Genomic DNA, 24739 nt, shown 5'->3' with positions numbered 1-24739 from the left:
TGGCAGCATCCCGTCGCGGGGAGGAGATATAACTCATTTCGGAGCAGGAGAGGATTCGGAATATGAACAGCCCTAGCCGGGTGATCAGCTTCGTCAATGCAGGCCATTTCATCGACCATTACGCGATGCTGATCTTCGCCGCCGCGGTGATCATCATGGGCCCGGCGCTCGGCATGGCGTATTCGGAACTTCTGCCCTATGCGACGCCGGGGTTCGTGGCCTTCGGCGCCGGCTCGCTGCTGACCGGCTGGCTCGGCGACCGCTGGAGCCGCCGCCACATGATGCTGATCTTCTTCGTCGGAATCGGAGCGTCGATGATCTCGGTCGGCGTCGTGCAGACCCCGGCACAACTCGGTGCCGCGCTGTTCGCGATCGGCATTTTCGCCTCGATCTATCATCCCGTCGGCACGGCGATGATCGTGTCCTATGCCGACCGGCTCGGCCGCGAGATGGGCATCAACGGCGTCTGGGGCAATCTTGGCGTGGCCTCGTCGGCGCTGGTCACCGGCGTGATCGGCCAGTATTTCGGCTGGCGTTTTGCCTTCATCGTGCCCGGTATCGTCACCATCCTGATCGGCATCGCCTTTGCGATGATGGTCGTGCACGAGGACCGCAAGGGCTCGAAGCAGGCGGCGGCGCAGGCGCGGGTGGCTAAACAGGACATGTGGCGCGTTGTGCTGTCGCTGCTGATCGTTGTGATCGCGATCTCCACCACGTTCAACGCCGTCACGGTCGCGCTGCCGAAACTGTTCGCGGAGCGGCTGGCCGATCTCACCAGGAGCCCGGCGATGCTCGGGGTCATCGCCGCCTGTGTCTACGTGTTCGGCGCCATGACGCAGTACACGATCGGCCGGCTGCTCGACCGTTACTCGCTGAAGACGGTGGCGCTGCCGTTGTCCTTCATGCTGGCGCCGTTCCTGTATCTGGCCGCGAGCCTGAACAATCTGCCGCTGATTCTGGTCTCGATCGGCATCGTCATGGGCGCGTTCGGGCAGGTCACGGTGAACGATGCCATGGTCGGCAAATACACCAGCGAGGAATGGCGCTCGCGCGCCTATGCCGTGCGCTATTTCATCGGCTTCACCGCGGCCGGCGCCTCGGTCGGCCTAGTCGCCTGGCTTTACGAGCAGGGCGGCTTCGTCACCATGCTGCACGCCTTCGCCGGCCTCTGCCTGCTCGCCATCGCAGCCGCCATCATCCTGCCGCGCGAGATCAGGACGCCGCAGCCGGTGTGAAGCTCTCGTGTCCCGGACGCGCTGCAGCGTGCAACGCTGCAGCGCAGAGCCGGGACTCAGAGAGCAACGGCACGCGAAGAGATGGGCCCCGGCTCTGCAGCGCACCGTCGAAGAGACGCTGCGCTGCGGCCGGGGCATGGGCTGAAATAGCCGTCAAAAATTATGAGCGTCTTCAAATACATGCCTACTGTGCATGGGGTTGTTTTCGCACTTTTGCTCCCACGGCCGACAGCCGCTGTTGGAACCAGTTCCGTACTCCGCGGGTTCTGTTCGGGCATCCCCGACATCGGGGTGAGGGGGACATCACTGCATGCCATGGCGCCTGCTCCGTTCGGCTGGGCTCGTTCTCGCGGCGCTTGCACTCACGACCATCGCGGCCGGTGCTGAAACAGGCAAGGCGGCCGGCCCGTCCGAATTCCTGCTTGTGGCCCAGATCATCCTGCTGATTGCGGTCGGCCGCGGTCTCGGGGAGATCATGCAGCGGATCGGGCAGCCCTCGGTGATCGGAGAACTGCTCGCCGGAATCATCCTGGGGCCGTCGCTGTTCGGCTGGATCTGGCCGGAGGCGCAAGCCGCGATCTTCCCGAAGACGCCCGAGCAGAAGGCGATGATCGACGGCATCGCGCAAGTGGGCATCCTGTTGCTCCTGCTGCTGACGGGCATGGAGACCGACCTCAAGCTGGTGAAGAAAGTCGGCAAGGCGGCGATCACGATCTCGATCGCGGGCATCCTCGTGCCCTTTGCCTGCGGCTTCGCGCTCGGCGAATTCCTGCCCGACTCGCTGTTGCCGAACCCGCAAGCCCGCCTGGTGGCCTCGCTGTTCATGGGCACCGCGCTGTCGATCTCCTCGGTGAAGATCGTGGCCGTGGTGGTGCGCGAGATGAACTTCATGCGCCGCAATGTCGGCCAGATCATCGTCGCGACCGCCGTGATCGACGACACCATCGGCTGGATCATCATCGCCGTCATCTTCAGCCTCGCCGCGCAAGGCGCGCTGGACATCGCCTCGGTGGCGAAGGCGGTGCTCGGCACGCTCGTCTTCCTCGCCGTCAGCTTCACGATCGGCCGCCGCCTGGTGTTCCAGTTGATCCGCTGGGCGAACGACAATCTCGTCAGCACGGCGCCCGTCATCACGGTGATCCTGCTGCTGATGTGTGCGATGGCGATGATCACGCATGCCATCGGCGTGCATACCGTGCTCGGGGCCTTCGTCGCCGGCATCCTGGTCGGGGAGTCCCCGATCCTGACGCGGCAGATCGACGAGCGCCTGCGTGGGCTGATCTCCAGCTTCTTCATGCCGGTGTTCTTCGGGCTCGCCGGCCTTGCCGCGGATCTCTCGGTGCTGCGCGATCCCAATCTGCTGATGCTCACCGGCCTGCTGGTCGTGATCGCCAGCGTCGGCAAGTTCGGCGGCGCCTTTGTCGGCGGCACGCTGGGCGGCCTGACCAGACAGGAGTCGCTGGCGCTGGCGAGCGGCATGAATGCGCGCGGCTCGACCGAGGTGATCATCGCCACCATCGGCCTGTCCATCGGCGTGCTCAGCCAGAACCTGTTCACGATGATCGTCACCATGGCGATCGTGACCACGATGGCGATGCCGCCGATGCTGCGCGCGGCGCTGGCGCGGCTGCCGATGAACAAGGAGGAGAAGGAAAGGCTTGAGCGGGAGGAGTTCGAGAAGCGCGGCTTCGTCGCCAATCTCGAACGCCCGTTGCTGGCGGTGGACGAGAGCGTCAACGCCACCTTTGCCGCCCACATCGCGGGCCTGATCGCCGGCATGCGCGGCCTGCCGATTACCGTGCTGCATATCGGCAGAAACGCGAAGCAGCAGGAGAAGGGCCGCGACGCGGAGGAGAGTCACGAAGCCGTGGTGAAGAAGGCGGCCGAGACGGTGTCCGCCAACGCCGAAGACGACACCGGCAGCGTCGATATCGTCACGCGGGCGCGGCGCACGGAGCTTGGTGAGACCATCGCCGAGGAGGCGCGCAAGGGCTTCGACCTCATGGTTGTCGGCATCGACAAGGTCATCGCCGACAAGGACCGCTTCGACCGCAAGATCGACGACATTGCCGCGAAGTTCGAGGGACCGCTGGCGGTGGTCGCAGCAAAGGGCAAGCATTTGAAGCAGCCGAACCCCGACGCGCTCAATATTCTCGTTCCCGTCTCCGGCAGCGCCATCTCCAAGCGGGGCGCCGAGGTCGCGGTCGCGCTGGCGCAAGCGGGTTCAGGCTCGCTCCGGGTGATCTATGTCGCAACCACGCGCGACAAGGGCGCGCAGCGTGGCACCTCCCGCGGACTCGGCCAGGAGACCGGCATCCTCAAGGACGCCAGCGATCTCGCCGCCCGTTACGAGGTCGACATTACCACCACGCTGCGGGTGAACCGGGCACCGGAAGCCGCGATCCTGCGCGAGATCGAAACCACCGACGTCGATCTCGTCGTCATGGGCGTCGATCGCATCCAGGGCGATCATCTCTCCTTCGGCGGCGTCGCCGACGCCGTGCTGCGGCAGGCGAAAGTCTCGGTGCTGCTGGTGTCGAGCGGCGAGGCGCGGCAGGCGGGAGCGGAGAAGGGCTGAGGCATGCCATGCCCGCGCGGGCAGTGCGCCCCCTCTCCCGCTTGCGGGAGAGGGTCGGGGAGAGGGCTGGCTCCGCATCGGGACACTCCCCCAGAGGAGGGAGCCCTCACCCGGCGCTACGCGCCGACCTCTCCCGCAAGCGGGAGAGGTTAAACCGAGCGCGCGGAGGGCTCGTCCCCTCCCATCGCGCCTAAGGCTTCACCACCGCCACCGCCTTCGGCGCCTTCTTGCCCGCCCGCCAGTTCTCGAAGCGCTGCACCACCACGAAGAACGCCGGCACGAACAGCACCGCAAGGCATGTGGAAGCCAGCATGCCGGAGAACACCGTGATGCCGATCGACTTGCGGGCGCTGGCGCCGGCGCCGGTGGCGAGCACCAGCGGCACCACGCCGAGGATGAAGGCGAACGACGTCATCAGGATCGGCCTGAAGCGGGCGCGGGCGGCCTCGATCGCGGCCTCCAGCACCGGCTTGCCGTCGCGGCCGTGCAGCTCGAGACCGACCTCGACGATCAGGATGGCGTTCTTGGCGGACAGCGCGATCAGCAGGATCAGGCCGATCTGGCAGTAGAGATTATTGTCGATCTTGAGCGCGTTGAGGATCAGCATCGGCCCGAGCAGCGACAGGGGCACCGCGAGGATCACCGAGATCGGCGCGTACCAGCTCTCATACTGTCCGGCGAGCACGAGATAGACCAGCAGCATGGCGAGCCCGAACACCCAGTAGATCTGGTTCGAGACCGCCTTCTCCTGATACGACATCGCGGTCCATTCGTAGCCGGTGCCCGGCGGCAGCGTCTTGTCGGCGATCTCCTCCATCAGCTTCAGCGACTGGCCGGAGGAATAGCCCTGCGCCGGCAGGCCGATCACGGTCGAGGACGGATAGAGATTGTAGAGGCTGATCAGCGACGGCCCCGTGGCCGGCGTGATCTTGGCGACGGTGCCGATCGGGATCATGTCGCCGTTCGAGTTGCGTACCTGCATGTTGGCGATGTCGCGCTCGGTGACGCGGAAGGCGGGATCGGCTTGGGTGTAGACCTGGAACACGCGGCCGAACTTGTTGAACTGGTTGACATAGGACGAACCGAGATAGGTCGACAGCGCCGAGAACACCTGGTCGGTGGTCACGTGCAGCGTCTGGGTCTTGACGCGGTCGATCTCGACATTGAACTGCGGCACCGAGGAGCGGAACGAGGACTGCACGCGCTGCAGCGCGCTCTGGCTCTGGCCGTTTGAGACCATCGCGCCGGTGATGGCCTGCAGCTTGGCGAAATCGCTGTTGCCGTCGCGCAGCTCGACCTGCATCGAGAAGCCGGCGGCGTTGCCGATGCCCTGGATCGGCGGCGGCGGCAGCACGATGGTACGGGCCTCCATGATGGTCGCGAGCTTGTCGTTGAGGCCGTAGACCAGCGAGCGCAGATCCTCGCCGGACCCTTTGCGGGCGTCCCAGTCCTTCAGGATGATGTAGGCGACGCCGGCATTGGCAAGGCTCGCGCTGCTGTCGAGCGCGGAGATGCCGGCGATGGTGATGACCTGCGCCACGCCGGGCGTCTCCTTGATGATCTCGCTGGCCCGGTCGAGCACCTTCTGGGTCCGCTCCAGCGCGGCGCCGTCGGGCAGCTGGATCGCGGCGATCAGATAGCCCTGGTCCTCGATCGGCAGGAAGCCGGTCGGCACCCGCGACAGGCCATAGCCGCTGGCCCCGATCACCAGCAGCGCGAATGCGACCGACACGGTGGCGTGTTTCACCAGGAAGGTGATCAGCCGGGTGTAGCCGCGCTCGACCCTGTTATAGACGTTGTTGAAGCCACGATAGAAGAAGTTGCGCTGCCCCGGCGGCACGGTCGGCCGCAGCCACAGCGCGCATTGCGTCGGCTTCAGGGTCGCCGCGTTGATGGCGGACAGCAGCGCGGTCGCCGCGATCACCAGCGCGAATTGCGAATAGATGCGCCCGGTGAGACCGGCCAGAAACGAGGCCGGAAGGAACACCGAGATCAGCACCAGCGTGATGCCGACGATCGGCGCGAACAGCTGGTCCATCGCCTTGATCGCGGCGTCGTGGCCGTTCATCCCCTGCTCGATGTTGTGGGCGGCGCCTTCGACCACGACGATGGCGTCGTCGACCACGATGCCGATCGCCAGCACGATCGCAAATAGCGTCGACATGTTGATGGTGAAGCCGAGCGCCGCCATTGCCGCGAAAGCGCCGATGATGGTGACGGGCACCGTGGTCGCCGGCACCAGCATCGCGCGCCAGTCCTGCAGGAACACCAGGATCACGACCAGCACCAGCAGGCCGGCCTCGATCAGCGTCATGTAGACCTCGTGCACCGAGGCCTCGACGAATTTCGTGGTGTCGAACGGGGTGTCGTACTTCATGCCTTCGGGGAAGCGCTTGGCGAGCTCCACCATCTTCTTCTCGACGGCCTGCTCGACTTGCAGCGCGTTGGCGCCGGGCGACTGGAATACGCCGATGCCGACGGCGGGCTGCTTGTTCAGCGAGAAGATCTGGCTGTAGGTCTGCGCGCCGAGTTCGACCCAGCCGACGTCGCGCACGCGCGTGACGTCGCCGCTGCTGCCGGTCTTGACGATGATGTTCTCGAACTGGCTTGTGTCGTCGAGCCGGCCGTTGACGTTGAGCGTGTACTGGAACGCCTGGCCCGGCGGCGTCGGCGGTGCGCCGATCTGTCCGGCGGAGACCTGCTGGCTCTGCTGCTGGATCGCCTGGATGACGTCCTGCGGCACCAATCCGCGCGCCTGCAGCTTGTTCGGGTCGAGCCAGATCCGCATCGAGTATTGGCCGGCGCCGAACACCGTGACGTTGCCGACGCCGGGCAGGCGCGAGAGTTCGTCACGGATGTTGATGGTGGCGTAGTTGCTCAAATAGAGACTGTCGAAGGTCTTGTCCGGCGAGGTCAGCGTCACGAACAGCAGGATCGAGGTCGACTTCTTCTGGACGGTGACGCCCTGGTTCTGCACGGACGCCGGCAGTTGCGACAGCGCGCTGGAGACGCGGTTCTGCACCAGCACCTGCGCGAAGTTGAGGTCGGTGCCGATCTTGAACGTCACGGTCAGCGTATAGGTGCCGTCGGAGGCGCTGTAGGACTGCATGTAGAGCATGTCCTCGACGCCGTTGACCTGTTGCTCGATCGGCAGCGCCACCGTGTCGATCACGGTCTTGGCGCTGGCGCCGGGATAGCGCGTGGTGACCTGCACCGTCGGCGGCACCACATCAGGATATTGCGCGATCGCGAGATTGAACAGCGCGACGCCGCCGATCAGGATCATCAGGAGCGCGATGACGTTCGAGAGGACCGGCCGCTCGATGAAGAACTTTGAGATCATGGCTGCAGCCCTTACTTGTTCGAGGCTTGCGGCTGCTCGATCTTCGTCACCTGCGGATCGATCTTCTGGCCCGGGATCACCCGCAGCAGCCCGGCGATGACGACGCGGTCCTCCGGCTTGAGGCCGGTCTCGATGACGCGCAGTCCGTTGTCGACCGGGCCGATCTGCACCTTGCGCTGCTCGACGACGTTGTCGCCGTTGACCACCAGCAGATAGCGGCCGCCTTGGTCGCTGCCGAGCGCGGTGTCGGGGACGAGGAGCGCGCTCTTCTCCTGGTCGAAGGGCACGCGGACCCGGGCGAAATAGCCGGGCAGCAGCACCCGCTTGTCATTGGGGATGAGGCCGCGCACCGCCAGCGTGCCGGTCGATTGATTGAGAGTCGGCGCGACGTAGTCGAGATGGCCCTCGTGCGGATAGCCGGTTTCGGTCTGAAGGCCGATCTGGATCGGAAACTGCTTGAGGTTGGCCGGCGTCAATCCCCGGCGGGTCGCTTCGGCGCGGATGCGCAAGACATCCTGCTCGTTGACGGTGAAGTTCACGTAGATCGGATCCATCGCGACGATGGTGGCGAGCTGGGTCGGGGAGGAAACGCCGACGAGCTCACCGATCGAGACCATATGGGCGCTGACGACGCCGTCGAACGGCGCCGTCACCTTGGTGTAACCGTAATTGACCTCGGCGAGCCTGGTGTTGGCCTGCGCCTGCTGCAGATTGGCTTGCGCGTTGTCGCGATTCGAAGTCGACGTGTCGAGCGTGGCCTGCGAGACCGCCTGGCGTTGCACCAGATCGGCCTGCCGTTTGTAATCGGCTTCCGTCTGCCGGACGGAGGCCTGCGCGCCGGCTTCGGCCGCCTGCGCCTGCTCCAGCTTGAGCTTGTAGGTCTCCGGCTCGATCGTGAACAGCTGGGTGCCCTGCTTGACGAAGGTACCGTCCTGATAATCGATCGATTGCAGGAAGCCTTGCACCCGTGCGACGAGGTCGACGCTCTTGACCGGCGCGGTGTTGCCGGTGGCCTCGATGTAGCGCGTCACGGCGCGCTGCACCGGCGTTGCCACGTCCACCTTAGGTGGCGGCGGCGCCACGAAGGTGTTCTTGTCCTCGCAGCCGGCCAGCAAAACCACGGACGCCGCTGCGGCCAGAGCCAGCCCGGAATGCCTCCACGCGCGATGTCGCCTTGCGGAAGATGCGGGATTTGCTGAGGTCATTCGGTCGCCCCCGATGGAAATCTTGTCGATGCGGCAGGCTACCAACAAACCGCAGCCCGTGGAACCACCATGGCCATGGCGGTCATCGGCCTTGCGCCGGAAACGACGGTGTGCTTGCGACGGCCCCCATGACAAAGCGCTTTTCATCGGGCGCATGATCGACCAGAATTATGTCAGCCATCGCGCCATGACGGCGGCGCGACGAGATCAAAACCAAGAAGATCAAATGACAAGAAAAACAGGCGAGGAGACCATGACATGCCAGCGCCCCTCGGGTCGGCCATCGCCGGCCTCGCTCTCGCCGCGATGCTCGCCATGCCCGCGCTAGCCGATGGCTTGAAGGGCGATATCGCGCCGACCGGCAGACTGCGGGTCGCGATCGCCATCAGCCCCGCGGGCGGGGCGTTTTGGTCGACCAGGACCGGCACCGGCTATGCCGGCGTGCCCGTCGATCTCGGCAAGGCGATGGCCGCCCAGCTCGGCGTCCCCGTCGAATATGTCGCGCACCAGAATTCCGGGCAGATCACCGATGCGGCCGGCAAGGGGACATGGGACGTGACTTGGCTGCCCAAGGATCCCGAGCGCGAGACGAAGATGCTGTTCGGCCCGATCTACGAGGTCGCCGACGCCACCTACATCGTCAAATCAGGCTCGGCGGTCACCGACTTTGCAACGCTCGACCAGCCCGGCATCAAGGTCGCCGCCGTCAACGCCACGACCACCATGCGCGGCGCCATCGCGCATCTGAAGCACGCCAAGGTCACCGGCTATCAGACCTATGACGAGATCTTCGGGCTGCTCAAGAGCGGCGAGATCGACGCCTTCGCCCTGTCGCGCGACCAGCTCAACAAGATGGCGTTGAAGATTCCGGGGACAAAGGTGCTGGACGAGACGTTCAAGAAGACGGTGACCGCCGTCGCCGTACCGCTGGGCCACAAGGAGGCGCTGGCTTTTGTCGCCAAGTTCATGACGGACGCGACGACCAACGGCACGCTGCGCAAAGCCTATGACGACAACGGCTTGAAGGATTCGCCGATCCGGACGGAGTAGGTTCGGGTGGAGTGAGACGCGCGATCGCCTTGCCTTTTACGGGCAATCGCGGATCGCTTCGCCCGGGCACGAGTTCTCCTGGGCTTGGATTGGATGTGATCCAAGACCGACTTCCTCTCGTTTGAGAGACCGAGGGAAGCTGTCTATGAACCAAACGCTTGCGAAGATCTGCCAGGAAATGGCCGGCCGGGTGCTCGAACTTCAGCGCGGCCTCAACACACCTGAGCGGCGGTTGGAATTGGCCGATGAACTTCAGGCCACGATCGAAAAGTACCTCGCGTTCGAAAAGCGCAAGAACCGTTTTTCGGTGCGGAAAGACAGATAGCGCCGCCTCAGCCAAATCTGAGTTCCGATATGCTGGGCACGTCGGATGCTGTGCTTCATTGATTCAGTTCGGTTTTTCGTTCCGAACGCTAAGCGCTGGGAGGAACTCTCGCGGCCCAACGTCCAGTATGCCCGTGTTTTCACGGTTACAGCGAAGCGCCGCTCAATGGTGTCTAGTTGTTACGGCATTTCAGCCCAAGGGGACTAGACATGAAAAAAACAATGCTTGCCGGTGCCGCAGTGGCGGCACTGGCGTTGAGTACCCATGCTGACGCCGCTGATATGGCGGCAAGGCCCTACGTTAAAGCGCCGCCCGCGGTCGCAGCGCTTTACGATTGGAGCGGCTTCTACATCGGCGGCAACGGCGGATACGGCACCAGCCGCAACTGCTGGGACTTCGTGAGCTTCGCAGGCGTTCCCGCTACGGCAAGCGAGGGATGTCACGATGCAGACGGCGCCGTCGCGGGCGGTCAGATCGGATATCGCTGGCAGTCGGCGTCCTGGGTGTTCGGATTGGAGGCGCAGGGTGATTGGGCCGACTTGAACGGATCGCGGGTGTCGTCGCCTGCCTTCGTGTTCGCGCCGGGCGACCTCACCATCAATTCCCGGGTGCGTGCCTTCGGTCTTTTCACGGGCCAAGTCGGTTGGGCTTGGAACAACGTGCTGCTATATGCGAAGGGCGGCGCGGCCGTGGTGGATAGCCGCTACACCCACACCTTCACGGCGACCAATGCGTTGATCAACAGCAGCAGCGATACGCGGTGGGGAGCTACCGTCGGCGCCGGCGTGGAGTACGGTTTCGCTCCCAATTGGTCGGTGGGCGTGGAATATGATCACATCTTCCTCGATCGTCGGACTCTAGGCTTTGCGGCCGCCCCTGCGGGGGTTGCCACGACCAACAGCATTGGTCAGGACCTGGATATCGTCACTGCGCGCATCAACTATCGCTTCGGCGGGCCGGGCTTGTCGCGTTACTGAGGACCACTGGCGCGGCCGCGGATTTGTCATCATTGATCCAGGCGACGTGAAAATGAGAAAAAGGGCGACCGGTCAAGCCGGTCGCCCTTCGCACGTACGGACCGTGGCAAGCCAATAAGGTTCGCTGGCGAGACTATCGTCCTCTGATCTCCGCATATTTCGCCATCGCCTTCTCGAACTTGCGGTTGAACAGCCACATCGCCGCGAGGATCTCGCGGTAGCTGGCAGAGGTTTTCGCCCGGTCGGCCTGTCCAAACGCAAAGATGCTGTTGTTGCGCAGGTGCTTCATGATCGTCGGGCTCGACACCCTGTAATTCAGGAGATCGCCCGACTTCAGCGCCGCGCGCGTCGGCGTCGGCACGATCTGGATCAGCTCGAACAGCTTCATCTGGTCGATCGTATCAGGCAGCGTCTTCACGATTCCAGGGATCTCGCGGAACACATCCGCATGCGCGTTCATCAGGCCGTCGCGCACGTTGGTCCAGTGGTTGAAGCGGTGATCGGTGCCGCGGGCGCGCGCCTCCTCCTTGTCGTCGCGCGTGCTCAGGTGCGGATCGATCGCCGCGATCTCGCCCTTGATGGCCTGCCATTTCCTGTGGCCGTTGCGGTCTTCGGAGGGGCCGGTCTGGAAGCTGCCCATATAGGTGTTCGAGCGGCCGTTGCGGACGTTCTGCTTGCCGTTGGTTTCGGCAAAGAACAGCCCGAGGCTGATGCGACCCGCAGCCGCGGCATGCTCAGGCGCAAGTCCCTTGGCGCGCGCGATCACCGTGGCGAGATCGACGACGTCCTTGAACGGCGTCGCCGAATTCTGCGCATTGGCGGGCGGCGCCTCCATGACGTCGAACAAGTTCGAATATTCGTCGATCAGCGGCTCGATATCGGCATCGAAATAGGCCGGCGGAATCTCGAACTTGTTGGGCCGCCCGATCCGCGACGGAATCGCATCGGTGAGATCCTTGTAGGTGCTGATCACGGCGACGCGGGCCAGATAGAGCGCCTGTCCCGGCAGGTTCGGCAGCGGCTGCTTCGCCTCGATCTGGCGCCGCCGCTCGGCAAGGATCGATTTGAAATCGGCGAGCGCCTTGTCATAGGCGCCGACCGCCTCGGATTGCCGGGGCGTGAGCGCGCGCTGTTGTGCGACGGCGGGTGCCGCGACCAGGATGGCAATAGCCGCAAGGATTGCGAGACGTCTGGATCCCATGGCCGTTTCCCTGTCGATTCGATGGCCAGGGATCGTAAGCATCCAATGTGAGGGCTGGCGAGATGCAAATCCCGCTCAGCCGGAATTGTTATGCTGCCCGGTATTCCGGCGCCGTCGCCAGGAATGTCGCATAGGCATCCGCGTCCGGCGGCTGGAAGTGCCCCGCGAGCCCGCCGCGCTTCTGGTTCTTCGCGCCGATGTCGGCCATCAGCTCGTCGAAATGGCGGTAGTGATAGGGCGCGACACAGAGGCCGCCATAGACGCCTGCGGCCGGCCGCTCGACGCGCTTGAAGTGCAGCATCATCTCGATGTTGTCGCGCATCTGCTGCTCCGTCGGCTGGTTGGCGAGCTGACCGTCGGCGTAACGCACCAGCCAGTTGGCGGCGAGGTCGGCGCAGAGCACGGTGCAGAACGATGAGTTGAAGCCGACGAAGCCGAGCTCGGGCAGATCAGGATTTGCGATCAGGCGGTAGAGCCGGTACTGCCCGTCGGCGTCGACCAGCTTCTTCCTGTAGGCCTCCGGCAGGAACGGCACGCCGAGCTTGTAGCCGATCGCGAGCACCGCGACATCCGCGCCCACGCGCTCGCCCCCGCTCATGACGATGCTGTCGCCGTCATAATGATCGAACGTGCCGAACACGGCCTTGATGCGGCCGTCGGCGACCATCGGATAGAAGCCGGGCGTTGCGATCGGCACCGAGCAGTTGACGCCGTCCTCGATCCGCTCCTTCGGCACCATGTTGCAGCGGCCAAGCTTGAGCTGCGCCTTCAGCAGGCTCTCCAGCCCGCGCCAGTTCGCCCACACCAGCGGCGCCGCGATGCGGTGCGCGAGCCGTGTCATCGCACTGATGCCCCAGCCCGGAAACATCTCCTCCTGCGCGCGGATGTAGAGGATGCGCTTGAAATTCACGAGGCCGCCGATGAAATAGGGGATGCGCCAGACCGGCTCGCGCATCACGATGGTCACCTCGCGCGCGCCCGATTTCACCGCGTTGACCGCGATGTCGGTCGCCGATTTCGAGCCGCCGAGCACGGCGATGCGGCGTCCCTTCGCCAGCACGGGATCGCCGTATTTCGATGAGTGCAGGATCTGGCCGCCCTGCGCGCGGAAGCCGTCCTCGCCCGGGCAATGCAGCTCGCGCGGCTCGTTGAACTGGCCAGTGCAGACCGCGACGAAATCGAAATCCTCGCTCGCGCTCGCGCCGTCCTTGTCCTTCAGCGCGAGCGTCCAGCCTGGCCTGCGGTCGGCACGCCGCGCCATGTCGGCAACTTCGGTGCCGAGGCGCAGCATACGGTCGAGACCAAAGCTCTTGGCGTAGTCGGCGAGATAGGCATGAACCTGCGGCCCGGTCGGCCATTCCGGATAGGCCTCCGGCATGGCGCGGTCGGTGTAGCGGTAGAGTTCCTTCGGGCTCTGGGTCTGTACGTCGGGATAGGAGCGCGCCGGCTCCCAGACGCCGCCGAGATCGCCACTGCGCTCGACGATGGTGACGCGATGGCCGCGGCTGGAGAACGCCTTGGCGGCAGCAAGGCCGGAGACGCCGGCGCCGATCACGCAGACATGCTTGGGGCTGACCATGGGATTGCTCGCAATCGATGTGTGTTTCGCGCGCAAGCGGCCTCGTTCGGCCGCAAGGCGCGCGGCCGGCGATTCTGCAAGCCGATGAAGATGGACGAGGAGGCTAGTCGTTGGCCTCGGGCGGCAGGAAGTCGACCTCGTGCAGCGCCGAGATGCGCACGACCTCGGCAGGGTCGGTCAGATTGTGCAGCTGCTCGAACAGCGCCTCCAGCTTCTGCATCGGCGAGACCCAGAACAGCGCGCGGGCCGGCTTGTCGGACTTGTTGAAATAGCCGTGCGGAATACCGCGCGGCAGGCGCACGAGATCGCCGGCGTGAGCCTTGACCCATTTGCCGTCGAGCTTGAGGTCGAGCGTGCCTTCCTGCACCAGGATGAACTCGTCCTGGGTCGGATGGATGTGCACCGGCACGAACTGGCCGGGATCGCTGTTGGTCTCGAACGCGAAGGTGGAGTCGGTGACAGCCTTGGGGAAATAGACCTGGCCCAGAATGTTCCAGCTCTTGCCGCCATAGCCCGTGCCGTTAGCGGTAATGCCTTTTTCGAGTGCAGTCATCGCATGCTCCCATTGGATTCCGGCGAGGTTGGAGCTTCGGCCATCAAAGGGGCGCCTGTCTATCCGCTAAACGAATCCGCGAAGCGCCTGCTGCCGTGCAGCATGAAGATTTTGCCGACGCCGCGCTATTTCCGTGGTCGCGTGCCGTCGTCCTCCGCCGCCTGCCTGCGCAGGAACGCTTCGACATCCGCCTGCACCGAGTAGGGCGTCGGGATGGCGTCGCCGGCGGAATCGACGGCGGTGTCGAGGCTGCGGCGCAGCATGCGGGCGAGCTCGGCCTTGCGATATGGCTTTCGCAGCAGCGGCGCGCCCATGGTGGCGCGGCCCTGCGTGTGCAGCGAGTCGTAGGCGTAGCCGGAGGTGAACAGCACGCGCAGTGACGGCCGCGCCGCCACCATCTGCTCGGCGAGCTCCCGTCCGTTCATGCCGCCGGCCATCACGATGTCGGTGAAGAGCAGGTCGAACGGCGTGCCTTCGGCCGCAATTGCGAGCGCCTCGGTCGCATTGGCGGCCGGGATGACCTTGTAGCCGAGGCCTTCGAGCTGGACCGTGACGTAGTGGCGAACGTCGCGGTCGTCCTCGACGCAGAGCACGGTTTCTTTGCCCCCCACGATCTTGCGGTCGTCATAGCCGGTCGGGCGTAGCGCGCTCATCTCCGCCTTCGGCAAATAGAGCGTGAAGATGGTGCCGCGGCCTTCTTCCGATGCGACCTTGATGCCGCCGCCAGACTGCTTGACGAAGCCGAACACCATGCTGAGCCCGAGCCCCGTGCCCTTGCCGACCTCCTTGGTCGAGAAGAACGGATCGAAGATCCGCTCCAGGATGGCCTGGGGAATACCGGTGCCGCTATCGGCGATCTCGATCTCGACATAGTCGCCGGCATAGCCGGCGCCGACCGCGACGGCCTCGCGCACGCCGAACACGACGTTGCGTGTCGTCAGCGTCAGCCTGCCGCCCTCCAGCATGGCGTCGCGGGCGTTAATGGCGAGGTTGAGCAGTGCCGAGCTCAACTGGCCGCGGTCGGCGTAGGCGAGCCAGACGTTGCGGTCGAGGCGGGTGACGATCTCGATCTTCTTGTCGAAGGTCGCCAGCAGCAGCTTGGCCAGCTCTTCGAGCAATTGGTTGACGTCGATCTCGGCCGGTTGCAGCGCCTGCTTGCGGGCAAAGGACAACAGGCTCGACGTCAGCGCGGCGCCGCGATCGGCGGCCTCGCTGATCAGCTTGGTGATGGTCGCAAGCGGCGGGTTGTCCCTGACGGCGTCGGCGAGGATCTCGATCGTGCCCGTGATTACCGTGAGCATGTTGTTGAATTCGTGCGCGATGCCGCCGGTGAGCTGCCCGACCGCCTCCATCTTCTGGGACTGCACCAACTGCTCCTCGGCAGCGCGCTTCCGGGTGATGTCCCTGACGAAGGTGTTGACGATGACGCGTCCGCCCAGCCGCAACACCGTGCTGGACGCCTCGGCCAGGATCTGGTCGCCGTTCCTGTGGATCAGGTTGAGCTCGAAGCGCAGGCCGGAAGGTGTGTCCGACAATTCCGGAACCAGCCGCGCCATGCGCTGCCTGAAGGCGGCGCGCAGCGGCTCGGCGACGATGAGATCGACGGCGTCGGCACCGAGCGCCTCCTGGCGCGTCCATCCGGTCAGGGCCTCGGCCTGAAAACTCCACTCCAGCACGGCGCCGCTGTCGTCGATCTGAATGAAGGCATCGAGCGCGGTCTTGATGACGGCTTGCATCATCTGCGCGCTGTCGCTGCGGGCCTGCGCCAGCTCGGCCGATTGCGTAGCGGCGCGCTTGTGCTCTGACGCCTCGATCGCGCGTGTGCAGAGCCGCACGAGCACATTTGCAACCGCGGCGGTTGCGATGAGGGCCGCGACCTGAGCAATGCCGAACCCGGGTCCGGCCACGGCATAGGAGGCGAAGAGGGCCGCCGCGGTCACGACGAGCTGTGCAGCCATCGCGAGTGTCAGAAGCCCCCTGGATTCCATGGTCTCCTACCAACGACGTCCGTACGGACCCCCATGTCCGCCCGGCAGATGATTCCGGTCTCACGTGAGCTACAGATTCAATAGGGCGGCGTCGAGGGTAATTTCCGGCGCTACCGGGCGGCAGCGCTTCAACCGGCGGGCGAGTCGGTCTGGCGCAGCGTCGTCACCCAGATCGCGCGCGCGACCTGCTGGGTCGGGTTGTCGAACATGTGCGGCACGGTGCTCGGAAAGCGGAAACTGTCGCCGGCTTCCAGCACATGGGCCTGGTTGTCGAGCCACAGCCGCAGGCTGCCGGAGAGGATGTAGCCCGCCTTCTCGCCGGTGTGCTGCAGGAAGTCGGTACCGGAGGAGGCGCCGGGATTGAGCGTGAGCTCGTAGAGCTCGAGCTGGCCTTTGTCCGCCGGCGTCAGCGCTTCCTTGACGACGCCGCTGGCGGTGAGCCGCAGCAGCCGCCGGCTGTTCTTGCGCACGATATAGCGCTGCACGTCGGCGGGATCGCTGGTCTCGAAGAAGTACGAGATGGGAACGTCGAGCGCGATGCTGAGCAGGCGCAGCGTCCGAATCGACGGCATGGCGCGCGCCCGTTCGAGCTGGCTGATCATGCCGGTGGACAGGCCGGTCTTGGTGGCGACGTCCTGGATCGAGAAGCCGGCGCGCTGGCGCAGCAGCCGCACGGTTTCACCGAGGCGCTGGTCGACCGCATCGTCCGGCTCGATCGTCGGGGCATCCTTCGGACTATTCGTGTCGGCGCGACCATCCATGTCGCTCTCCCATGCATCATCTTGAGCCCAGGACCGCATCGGGCCGGGCTTCAGTCGGGGTGAAAAGGTCGCGCATATTAGCAATGTGATTGACAGCTGTATTTAGTCATGGTGAAATTTTGTCTGAAAAATTTAGAAGCACTAAAGCCCACTCCTGTCCCTTGCCGGGGTCTCGGGGCGCGGGAGACGGTGCCGCGTGCGGGAACGGAGACTGGTCATGGCAGACAGCACCGGCAGGTTCGGCGTTGGCGGATCGCACTTCGGCATTCCAAATCGCCGACAGATCTTTCAGCTCGGCGCCGGCGCCGCGGCGGGATGGACGCTTTCAGGCAGCGCCTTTGCCCAGACCGAACGTCCGACCAATCCGCCGGACAAGCCGCGCGGGCAGGTGATCGCGGCGCTGTCGCAGGAGCCGACCGTCTTTCATCCCCTGATGCCCGGCATCGAGGTCGACCAGGGCATCTGGTGGCAATTGTTCTCGCCGCTCTGGTTCATCGAGCCCGATGGCAAGTTCGTCCCCGACCTCGCGCGCGAAGTCCCGACCATCGAGAATGGCGGCCTGTCGGCCGACGGCCTGACCTGGAAGGTCAAGCTGCGCAGCGACGTGAAGTGGCACGACGGCACGGCGTTCACGGCCGAGGACGTCAAGTTCTCGCTCGAGCTGATCAACAATCCCGATTTTCGTGTCCGCAACCGCGTCGGCCATAGCCTCGTCAAGGACATCAAGGTCGTCGCGCCCGACGAGATCCACTGGCGAATGGAGGCTCCCTATTCGCCCTACATGTCGATCCTGTCGCTTACCTTCATCGTGCCAAAACACATCCTGGGGAAGGTGTCCGATCCGAACGCCTCGCCGTTCCACAACGCGCCCGTTGGCACCGGACCGTTCCGTTGGGGCGAGCGCGTGCCGGGCGACCACATCCTGTTGAATGCCCACGCCGGCTATCACGGCAAAGGACCTTACGTCGAACGCGTAGTGTTCAAATACATTCCCGACCTCACCGTGCTCTACACCCAGTTCCGCACCGGCCAGGTCGATTACACCGGCCTACAAGGCATTTTGCCGAATTTCGTGCAGGAGGCGAAGACGCTGAAGGGCCGCAAGATCTTCGTCTCCTCGACCTCCTCGGTCGAGCACATCGCGCCCAATCTGGAGTTCGGTCCCTTCGCCGATCGCACCGTGCGCGAGGCGCTTTATCTCGGCATCAACAAGCAGGCGATCATCGATGCGCTGAACTACGGCCTGCCGACGCAGACCGAGAGCTTCGTGCCGCAGCAGGCCTGGTCGTTCCAGCAAGGCCTGCCGCAACACAAATACGATCCCGCCAAGGCCAACGCGCTGCTCGATGCAGCCGGATGGGTACGCGGCTCCGGCGGCGTGCGCGAGAAGGGCGGCGTCAAGCTCGAGTTCACCAATTCGACGACGTCGGGCAATGCGGTGCGCGAGCAGACCCAGCAGCTGCTGATCCAGGACTGGCGCGCGATCGGTGCTGCGATGCGCGTCAACAACATGCCGGCCGCGGTGATCTGGGGGGACTTCTGGCAGCAGTCGAAATTCAATTCGGTGATCGTGGGCGTGAACTTCATGCTGGGCAGCGACCCCGACGTGACGCCGCGCTTCGGCTCCGGCGCTATCCCCGCCCAGGGCGGCCGCGGCTTCAACACCTATCAGTACAAGAGCCCGGAGGCGGATCGTCTGCTCGCCGAAGGCGCCAGGCAGTTTGATCTCGCCCAGCGCAAGACGACCTATGGCGATCTGCAAAAGCTCATCCGCAACGATCTTGCCATCCTGCCGCTGTTCCAGGGCTTCATCGCCGAGGGCGTGAAGGAAGGGCTGCAAGGCTTCCGTCCCAACATCAACACCTCGATCAATTGCTGGAACATCCGCGAATGGTACTGGGCCTGATGCACAGGGTTCGCTGGGCAGCCTGAGATGGCCCAATACGTCGTCAACCGCCTGACACAGGCGATCATGCTGCTGGTGATCGTCTCCGCGATCGGCTTCGCCATCCTGCATCTGGCGCCGGGCGGGCCGCTGTCGCAATTCGCGGCTTCCGCGCAGATGACCCAGGAGGATCTCGACCGCGTCACCAGACAGCTCGGGCTCGATCGGCCGCTGCCGATCCAGTATCTCGACTGGTTCGGCCGCATGCTGAGAGGCGATTGGGGCAAGTCCTATCGCGACGGCGATGCGGTGCTGTCGGTGATCTCCTCGCATCTCGGCGCCACTCTGGAATTGATGGCGACGGCGACCATCATCGCAGTGCTGCTGGGATGCTGGATCGGCATCCTTGGCGCGCTGAGGCGATACTCGCTGTTCGACACGCTCGCCACCGTCGGCGCCATGATCGCGTTGTCGATCCCGACCTTCTGGTTCGGCCTCGTCACCATCTACGTGTTCTCGGTCAAGCTCGGCTGGCTGCCGGCCGGCAACCGGCAGACCGTCGGCGACGGCTCCTTCCTCGACCTGCTGCATCATCTGATCGCGCCGGCGATGGTGTTGGCGCTGGTCGAGACCGCGATGTGGGGCCGCTTCATGCGTTCCTCGATGCTCGAGGTCATCAATCAGGACTACATCCGCACGGCGCGCGCCAAGGGCATACCGGAATGGCGTATCCTCACCGTGCATGCGTTGCGTAACGCGCTGCTGCCGATGATCACGGTCGCGGGCCTGCAATTTCCGACGTTGCTCGGCGGCGCGCTCGTGGCAGAGACCGTGTTCACCTGGCCCGGCATGGGGCGGCTGTTCCTCGATTCCATCGGCTATCGCGACTATCCCGTGGTGATGGGCATCCTGATGTTCTCGGCGACGATGGTGCTGATCGGCTCGCTTCTCGCCGACATCCTCTACGCCGTCGTCGATCCGCGCATCCGGGTGGGATGAAGCGATGGCGACCGCAACCCTCTCCACCACCCAGCTCGCTCCCGGCCAGGCCGCCTGGCGGCGTTTCCGCCGGCATCGTCTGGCGCTTGCCGGCGCCGTGATCATTCTGGTGCTGGTGCTCGGCTCGACGTTCGGTCCGTACCTGCTGCCGTTCGACGACACCTATATCGACATCATGAAGCGGTTCGCGCCGCCGTTCTCCGGCGCGCACATCCTCGGCACCGACGAGCTCGGCCGCGACGTGCTCGCGAGGCTGATGATGGGTGGACGCGTCTCGCTTTCGATCGGCATCGTCGCGATGGTGATGGCGATGGCTGTCGGCATCGTGGTCGGCGCCTTTGCCGGATTCTATGGCGGCGCGGTCGGCGCGGTGCTGATGCGGCTCGTCGATGCCGTGCTGTGCTTCCCGACCATCTTCCTGCTGCTGGCGCTGGCGGCGCTCACCGAGCCCGGCCTCGTCACCACCACCGTGCTGATCGCGGCGACGGCCTGGATGGCCGTAGCCCGTGTCGTCGAGGCCCAGGTCCGTTCGCTGCGCGAGCGCGAATTTGCCGTCGCGGCGCTCGCCTTCGGCTCCTCGAACCTGCGCATCATGTTCCGCGAGCTGGTGCCCAACGCGATCGCGCCGATCGTGGTCGCGGCGACGCTGAACGTCGCGAAGGCGATCCTGCTGGAATCCTACGTCAGCTATCTCGGCTACGGCATCCAGCCGCCGGCGGCGAGCTGGGGCAACATGCTCAACAACGCGCAGATCTATCTCACCAGCGCGCCGTGGCTCGCGATCGCGCCGGGTCTCGCCATCACGCTGGCCGTAACCAGCTTCAACTTCCTCGGCGACGGCCTGCGCGATGCGCTCGACCCGCGCATGAACATCCCATGATGACAAGAATTCGATCGGACCGACCTCCAGGAGTGCTTCATGTCCCCGCCGCTCAACCGTATCAACAGCGATGAACGCCTGCCGGCGCAGGTGGACGTCGTCGTCATCGGCGGCGGCGTCATCGGCGTCTCCGCGGCCTATCATCTCACGAAGAAGGGCCTCTCGGTCGCTCTCGTCGAGAAAGGCCATGTCGGCGGCGAGCAGTCGAGCCGCAATTGGGGCTGGTGCCGCCAGCAGGGCCGGGCGCGCGAAGAGATCCCGCTGGCGCGCGAGGCGCTGCGGCTGTGGGAGGACATGCAGAACGACGCCGGCGTCGATGCCGGCTTCCGCCGCACCGGCGTGCTGTTCCTGACCAAGAGCAAGGACGAGCTTGCGAGCTGGCAACGCTGGGCCGCGGTCGCGCGCGAGATGCAGGTCCACTCCACCGTGCTGACGCCGGCCGAGGTCGCCGAGCGCATGCCGGGCAATACCGACACATGGGTCGGCGGGCTGCACACGCCGAGTGACGGGCGCGCCGAACCCTCGATGGCGGTGCCCGCGCTCGCCACCGCCGCGCGAAAGCACGGCGTCACCATCCATCAGGGCTGCGCGGCGCGCGGGCTGGAGACGACGGGCGGGCGCGTCAGCGCCGTCGTCACCGAGAAGGGCACCATCCGTACGCAATCCGTGCTGCTGTCAGGCGGCGCGTGGTCGTCGCTGTTCTGCCGGCGTCACGGCATCGAGCTGCCAATCGGCCTCGTCAACGCCACCGCGTGCCGTACCGCGCCGGGACCGGAGATCACGGCCGGCGCGCTCGGCACCGACTTTTACTGCATCCGCCGCCGCCTCGACGGCGGCTACACGCTGGCGCTGCGCAACCGCGGCACGGTCGAGCTGTCGCCCGATCTGCTCCGCTACGCCTGGACGTTCTGGCCGACTTATCTGCATCGCAAGAACGGGCTGAAGCTGTCGCTCGGCAAGTCCTTCCTCGACCAGATCATGCGCGGCACCAGCTGGAGTTTCGACAAGCCGTCGCCGTTCGAGACCGAGCGCGTGCGCGATCCCGCGCCCGACATGTCGCTGGTCAACGCCGCGCTGGCGTCGCTGATCAAGGCCAATCCTGAACTCAAGGACATCGAGATCGCAGAAGCCTGGGGCGGCACCATCGACTGCACGCCGGATACGATTCCCGTGATCTCGCCGGTCGATGCGCTGCCGGGCTTCTTCCTTGCCACCGGCTTCTCCGGCCACGGCTTCGGCATTGGACCCGCCGCCGGCAAGCTCGCCGCCGATATCGTCACCGGCGCGACGCCGCTGGTCGATCCCGAGCCCTACAGCCACAAGCGCATGATCGACGGCCGGCGGCTCGCGCCGGTCAGCCCGTTCTGAGGGCCGCATGACGGTTCTCTACAAGGCCAACATGGTTCGCGGTGCCGAGTGGGCGCGCTTCTTCGCGGAGCGCGCGCCCGACGTCCCGTTCCGGCTCTGGCCTGACATCGGCGATCCCGCTGATATCCGTTATCTCGTGGCGTGGGTGCCGCCTGATAACATCGCGACGACGTTTCCCAATCTCGAGCTGGTCTTCTCGGTCGGCGCCGGCGTCGATCAGTTCGACGCCACGAAAGTTCCGGCGCACATTCCACTGGTCCGCATGCTGGAGCCCGGCATCGCCGAGACGATGGTGGAGTACGTCACCATGGCCGTGCTGGCCCTGCATCGCGATCTCCTGCAGTTCATCGATCAGCAGAGGCACCAGGTCTGGCGCGAGATCCGCATCACGCCGGCGAAGCGGCGGCGCGTCGGCGTCATGGGGCTCGGCCAGCTCGGCCAGGCCGTGCTCGAACGCCTCAAGGCGTTCGGGTTTCCGCGTCTGGGGTGGAATCGCTCGCCGCGTGAAATCGAAGGCGTGACCTGTTACGCGGGCGCCGACACCTTGCCGGATTTCCTGGCGCAGAGCGACATTCTCGTTTGCCTCTTGCCATTGACCGACCAGACGCGCGGCATCCTCAATGCCGATCTGTTCGCGCGCCTGCCGCGCGGCGCGTCCCTCGTCAATGTCGGACGCGGCCCGCATCTCATCGAGGCGGATTTCCTCGCGGCGCTCGACAGCGGTGCGTTGTCAGGCGCCGTGCTTGATGTTGCCGATCCAGAGCCGCTGCCCGAAGGACATCCGTTCTGGAGCCACCCGCGGATCCTGCTGACCCCGCACAATGCCAGCATGACGACGCCGGACACGGCCGTCGATTTCGTGCTCGACGTTATCGACCGCCACCGTCGCGGCGAGGAGCTGCCGGGGCGCGTCGATCGTCGGCGCGGCTATTAGGACACTCGCATGAGCATCGGCGCAAACGTACCACACCAAGTCTCCGCCGAACCACAGGCCCCCGTGCTGTCGGTCTCCGGCCTCACTACATCGTTCATGATCGAGCGGCGATGGATTCCCGTCGTCCGCAACGTGTCGTTCGATGTCGCGCCCGGGGAGACGGTGGCGACCGTCGGCGAGTCCGGTTCCGGCAAGAGCGTCACGGCGCTGTCGATCATGCGGCTCATCCCGAAGGACATCGGCCGCGTCGAGGGCCGCGTCCGGCTTGCCGGCCGCGATCTGCTGGCGCTGCCGGAAGCAAGCATGACGGACATTCGCGGCAACGATGTCGCCATGATCTTCCAGGAGCCGATGACGAGCCTCAATCCGGTGCTCACCATCGGCTTCCAGATCGCGGAAGCGCTGATCCAGCATCGAGGCCTGTCGCGCGCGGCGGCGGAGGCCGAGACCATCCGGCTGCTCGACCGCGTCCGTATTCCCGCGGCGAAGTCCCGCTTCCACGAGCATCCGCATCGCTTCTCCGGCGGCATGCGCCAGCGCGTGATGATCGCGATGGCGCTCGCCTGCAAGCCAAAACTCCTGATCGCGGACGAGCCGACCACCGCGCTCGACGTCACCATCCAGGCCCAGATCCTGGAGCTGCTGAAAGAGCTCCAGCAGGAGGAGGGGATGTCGATCCTCTTCATCACCCACGACATGGGTGTGGTCGCCGAGATCGCCGACCGGACCGTGGTGATGTATGGCGGGCAAGCGGTGGAGACGGACGCGACCTCGCGCATCTTCGCCGCGCCCTCGCACCCCTATACGCGCGCGCTGCTCGCCGCCGTGCCGCGCCTGGGCTCGATGGAGGGTCGCGCGCGGCCGATGCGCTTTCCCATCGTCGACAAGGTGACGGGCACCTCGGATGAACCGGCGGAGACGCCCGATACGGTCTCGCCCGCCGAACGCCCGCTGCTCGAGGTCGCGAACCTCACCACGCGCTTTCCGATCCGCTCGGGCCTGTTCGGCAAGGTCTCGGGCCGGGTCCATGCGGTCGAGAACGTCTCCTTCACCTTGCGCGCCGGCGAGACGCTGGCGCTTGTCGGCGAGTCCGGTTGCGGCAAGTCGACCACCGGCCGCTCCATCCTCAAGCTGACGGAGCCTGACAGCGGCACCGTCCTGATCGACGGCCAGGACGTGCTGAAGATGTCCGGCCGCACCTTGCGCGACGTCCGCAAGCAGATGCAGATCGTGTTTCAGGATCCGTTCGCAAGCCTCAACCCGCGGATGTCCGTGGGCACGGCGATCGCGGCGCCCTTGCTGGCCAATGGACTCGCCTCGGCGTCGCAGGCCCGGGAGAAGGTCGCAGACCTCCTCGTCCGTGTCGGCCTGACCGCCGACATGGCCGCGCGTTTCCCGCACGAATTTTCCGGCGGCCAGCGCCAGCGCATCTGCATTGCCCGTGCGCTTGCATTGGGGCCGAAGCTCATCGTCGCGGACGAAGCGGTCTCCGCGCTCGACGTCTCGGTCAAGGCGCAGGTCGTCAACCTGATGCTCGATCTTCAAGCCAGCATGGGTCTCGCCTATCTCTTCATTTCCCACGACATCGCGGTGGTCGAGCGCATGAGCCACCGCGTCGCCGTGATGTATCTCGGCGAGATCGTCGAGACCGGCCCGCGCGCGTCCGTGTTCGGCAATCCGCAGCATCCCTATACCAAGAAGCTGATGGCGGCCGTGCCGGTGCCCGATCCCGCACGCCGCGCCACCAAGCGCGAGGTCGCATACGACGAGATCAGAAGCCCGATGCGCGCGCCGGATTATCAGCCGCCGCTGCGCCAATATCGCGAAGTGTCGCCCGGCCACGTCGTCCAGGTCTGGGGCGAGGAGTGGTCGGCTTGA

18 protein-coding genes are annotated in these 24739 nt (G+C 65.3%); 11 read left to right on the top strand and 7 right to left on the bottom strand.

Features of this window, described 5'->3' with window-relative positions:
- The first annotated feature begins 62 nt into the window (after window positions 1-62).
- Window positions 63-1235 (top strand): MFS transporter, encoded by a 1173-nt coding sequence (locus tag CIT40_RS27235; protein ID WP_094893770.1) that lies wholly within the window; start codon window positions 63-65, stop codon window positions 1233-1235.
- 310 nt (window positions 1236-1545) lie between these two features.
- Entirely contained in the window at window positions 1546-3813 is a 2268-nt protein-coding gene (locus CIT40_RS27230; protein ID WP_094893771.1) for a cation:proton antiporter domain-containing protein, read from the top strand.
- A gap of 190 nt (window positions 3814-4003) precedes the next feature.
- Here the strand turns inward: CIT40_RS27230 and CIT40_RS27225 are convergent, their stop codons facing one another.
- A complete protein-coding gene (locus tag CIT40_RS27225; protein ID WP_094893778.1) occupies window positions 4004-7156 on the bottom strand; it encodes an efflux RND transporter permease subunit in 3153 nt (1050 codons plus the stop codon).
- Between the two features lie 11 nt (window positions 7157-7167).
- Window positions 7168-8361 (bottom strand): efflux RND transporter periplasmic adaptor subunit, encoded by a 1194-nt coding sequence (locus CIT40_RS27220; RefSeq protein ID WP_162307697.1) that lies wholly within the window; start codon window positions 8359-8361, stop codon window positions 7168-7170.
- Window positions 8362-8619: 258 nt separating this feature from the next.
- On the opposite strand from CIT40_RS27220, the gene CIT40_RS27215 reads away from it, so the two are divergent.
- The 3 genes from CIT40_RS27215 to CIT40_RS27205 all read left to right on the top strand — a co-directional run bounded on the left by CIT40_RS27215 (window position 8620) and on the right by CIT40_RS27205 (window position 10713).
- Window positions 8620-9411 (top strand): transporter substrate-binding domain-containing protein, encoded by a 792-nt coding sequence (locus CIT40_RS27215; protein WP_094893779.1) that lies wholly within the window; start codon window positions 8620-8622, stop codon window positions 9409-9411.
- A 145-nt stretch (window positions 9412-9556) separates the two neighbouring features.
- Window positions 9557-9736 (top strand): hypothetical protein, encoded by a 180-nt coding sequence (locus CIT40_RS27210; RefSeq protein WP_094893780.1) that lies wholly within the window; start codon window positions 9557-9559, stop codon window positions 9734-9736.
- Window positions 9737-9945: 209 nt separating this feature from the next.
- Complete coding sequence (locus CIT40_RS27205) at window positions 9946-10713, top strand: outer membrane protein (RefSeq protein ID WP_094893781.1); 768 nt, start codon at window positions 9946-9948, stop codon at window positions 10711-10713.
- A 133-nt stretch (window positions 10714-10846) separates the two neighbouring features.
- Here the strand turns inward: CIT40_RS27205 and CIT40_RS27200 are convergent, their stop codons facing one another.
- The 5 genes from CIT40_RS27200 to CIT40_RS27180 form a co-directional block, all read right to left on the bottom strand.
- Window positions 10847-11914 carry a hypothetical protein gene (locus tag CIT40_RS27200; protein WP_094893782.1) on the bottom strand — a complete coding sequence of 356 codons (1068 nt, stop codon included), beginning with the start codon at window positions 11912-11914 and terminating at the stop codon, window positions 10847-10849.
- Window positions 11915-12002: 88 nt separating this feature from the next.
- Entirely contained in the window at window positions 12003-13493 is a 1491-nt protein-coding gene (locus CIT40_RS27195) for a flavin-containing monooxygenase (RefSeq protein ID WP_094893783.1), read from the bottom strand.
- A gap of 103 nt (window positions 13494-13596) precedes the next feature.
- Complete coding sequence (locus CIT40_RS27190) at window positions 13597-14046, bottom strand: cupin domain-containing protein (RefSeq protein ID WP_094893784.1); 450 nt, start codon at window positions 14044-14046, stop codon at window positions 13597-13599.
- 125 nt (window positions 14047-14171) lie between these two features.
- Window positions 14172-16034, bottom strand: coding sequence for an ATP-binding protein (locus tag CIT40_RS27185; protein WP_094893785.1), 1863 nt, complete (start codon window positions 16032-16034; stop codon window positions 14172-14174).
- Between the two features lie 128 nt (window positions 16035-16162).
- Complete coding sequence (locus CIT40_RS27180; RefSeq protein WP_094893786.1) at window positions 16163-16795, bottom strand: cupin domain-containing protein; 633 nt, start codon at window positions 16793-16795, stop codon at window positions 16163-16165.
- Between the two features lie 217 nt (window positions 16796-17012).
- Between CIT40_RS27180 and CIT40_RS27175 the strand changes: the two genes are divergently transcribed.
- From CIT40_RS27175 to CIT40_RS27150, 6 genes are read left to right on the top strand one after another with little or no spacing between them, the layout of a single operon-like run.
- Window positions 17013-18701 carry a peptide ABC transporter substrate-binding protein gene (locus CIT40_RS27175; RefSeq protein WP_094893787.1) on the top strand — a complete coding sequence of 563 codons (1689 nt, stop codon included), beginning with the start codon at window positions 17013-17015 and terminating at the stop codon, window positions 18699-18701.
- 27 nt (window positions 18702-18728) lie between these two features.
- On the top strand, window positions 18729-19679 hold the full coding sequence (locus CIT40_RS27170) for an ABC transporter permease (RefSeq protein ID WP_094893788.1): 951 nt from the start codon (window positions 18729-18731) through the stop codon (window positions 19677-19679).
- A 4-nt stretch (window positions 19680-19683) separates the two neighbouring features.
- A complete protein-coding gene (locus CIT40_RS27165; protein WP_094893789.1) occupies window positions 19684-20559 on the top strand; it encodes an ABC transporter permease in 876 nt (291 codons plus the stop codon).
- Window positions 20560-20598: 39 nt separating this feature from the next.
- Entirely contained in the window at window positions 20599-21927 is a 1329-nt protein-coding gene (locus CIT40_RS27160) for an NAD(P)/FAD-dependent oxidoreductase (protein WP_094893790.1), read from the top strand.
- A gap of 7 nt (window positions 21928-21934) precedes the next feature.
- Window positions 21935-22861, top strand: a complete 927-nt coding sequence (locus tag CIT40_RS27155) for a 2-hydroxyacid dehydrogenase (RefSeq protein ID WP_094893791.1) — start codon at window positions 21935-21937, stop codon at window positions 22859-22861.
- Between the two features lie 9 nt (window positions 22862-22870).
- Window positions 22871-24739, top strand: coding sequence for an ABC transporter ATP-binding protein (locus tag CIT40_RS27150; protein ID WP_094893792.1), 1869 nt, complete (start codon window positions 22871-22873; stop codon window positions 24737-24739).

Origin of the sequence: Bradyrhizobium amphicarpaeae, from assembly GCF_002266435.3 — a bacterium.
GTDB classification, from domain to species: Bacteria; Pseudomonadota; Alphaproteobacteria; order Rhizobiales; family Xanthobacteraceae; genus Bradyrhizobium; species Bradyrhizobium amphicarpaeae.
The sequence above is the reverse complement of the archived record's forward strand: the minus strand, read 5'-3'. Positions and strand labels throughout refer to the sequence as shown.

Excerpts from the sequence above, each read along its gene's own strand:
- CIT40_RS27155 (WP_094893791.1), top strand. The coding sequence starts at position 21,935 with ATGACGGTTCTCTACAAGGCCAACATGGTTCGCGGTGCCGAGTGGGCG.
- CIT40_RS27235 (WP_094893770.1), top strand. The coding sequence starts at position 63 with ATGAACAGCCCTAGCCGGGTGATCAGCTTCGTCAATGCAGGCCATTTC.
- CIT40_RS27200 (WP_094893782.1), bottom strand. The coding sequence starts at position 11,914 with ATGGGATCCAGACGTCTCGCAATCCTTGCGGCTATTGCCATCCTGGTC.
- CIT40_RS27185 (WP_094893785.1), bottom strand. The coding sequence starts at position 16,034 with ATGGAATCCAGGGGGCTTCTGACACTCGCGATGGCTGCACAGCTCGTC.
- CIT40_RS27170 (WP_094893788.1), top strand. The coding sequence starts at position 18,729 with ATGGCCCAATACGTCGTCAACCGCCTGACACAGGCGATCATGCTGCTG.
- CIT40_RS27215 (WP_094893779.1), top strand. The coding sequence starts at position 8,620 with ATGCCAGCGCCCCTCGGGTCGGCCATCGCCGGCCTCGCTCTCGCCGCG.
- CIT40_RS27225 (WP_094893778.1), bottom strand. The coding sequence starts at position 7,156 with ATGATCTCAAAGTTCTTCATCGAGCGGCCGGTCCTCTCGAACGTCATC.
- CIT40_RS27180 (WP_094893786.1), bottom strand. The coding sequence starts at position 16,795 with ATGGATGGTCGCGCCGACACGAATAGTCCGAAGGATGCCCCGACGATC.
- CIT40_RS27210 (WP_094893780.1), top strand. The coding sequence starts at position 9,557 with ATGAACCAAACGCTTGCGAAGATCTGCCAGGAAATGGCCGGCCGGGTG.
- CIT40_RS27230 (WP_094893771.1), top strand. The coding sequence starts at position 1,546 with ATGCCATGGCGCCTGCTCCGTTCGGCTGGGCTCGTTCTCGCGGCGCTT.
- CIT40_RS27175 (WP_094893787.1), top strand. The coding sequence starts at position 17,013 with ATGGCAGACAGCACCGGCAGGTTCGGCGTTGGCGGATCGCACTTCGGC.
- CIT40_RS27205 (WP_094893781.1), top strand. The coding sequence starts at position 9,946 with ATGAAAAAAACAATGCTTGCCGGTGCCGCAGTGGCGGCACTGGCGTTG.
- CIT40_RS27160 (WP_094893790.1), top strand. The coding sequence starts at position 20,599 with ATGTCCCCGCCGCTCAACCGTATCAACAGCGATGAACGCCTGCCGGCG.
- CIT40_RS27195 (WP_094893783.1), bottom strand. The coding sequence starts at position 13,493 with ATGGTCAGCCCCAAGCATGTCTGCGTGATCGGCGCCGGCGTCTCCGGC.
- CIT40_RS27220 (WP_162307697.1), bottom strand. The coding sequence starts at position 8,361 with ATGACCTCAGCAAATCCCGCATCTTCCGCAAGGCGACATCGCGCGTGG.
- CIT40_RS27165 (WP_094893789.1), top strand. The coding sequence starts at position 19,684 with ATGGCGACCGCAACCCTCTCCACCACCCAGCTCGCTCCCGGCCAGGCC.
- CIT40_RS27190 (WP_094893784.1), bottom strand. The coding sequence starts at position 14,046 with ATGACTGCACTCGAAAAAGGCATTACCGCTAACGGCACGGGCTATGGC.
- CIT40_RS27150 (WP_094893792.1), top strand. The coding sequence starts at position 22,871 with ATGAGCATCGGCGCAAACGTACCACACCAAGTCTCCGCCGAACCACAG.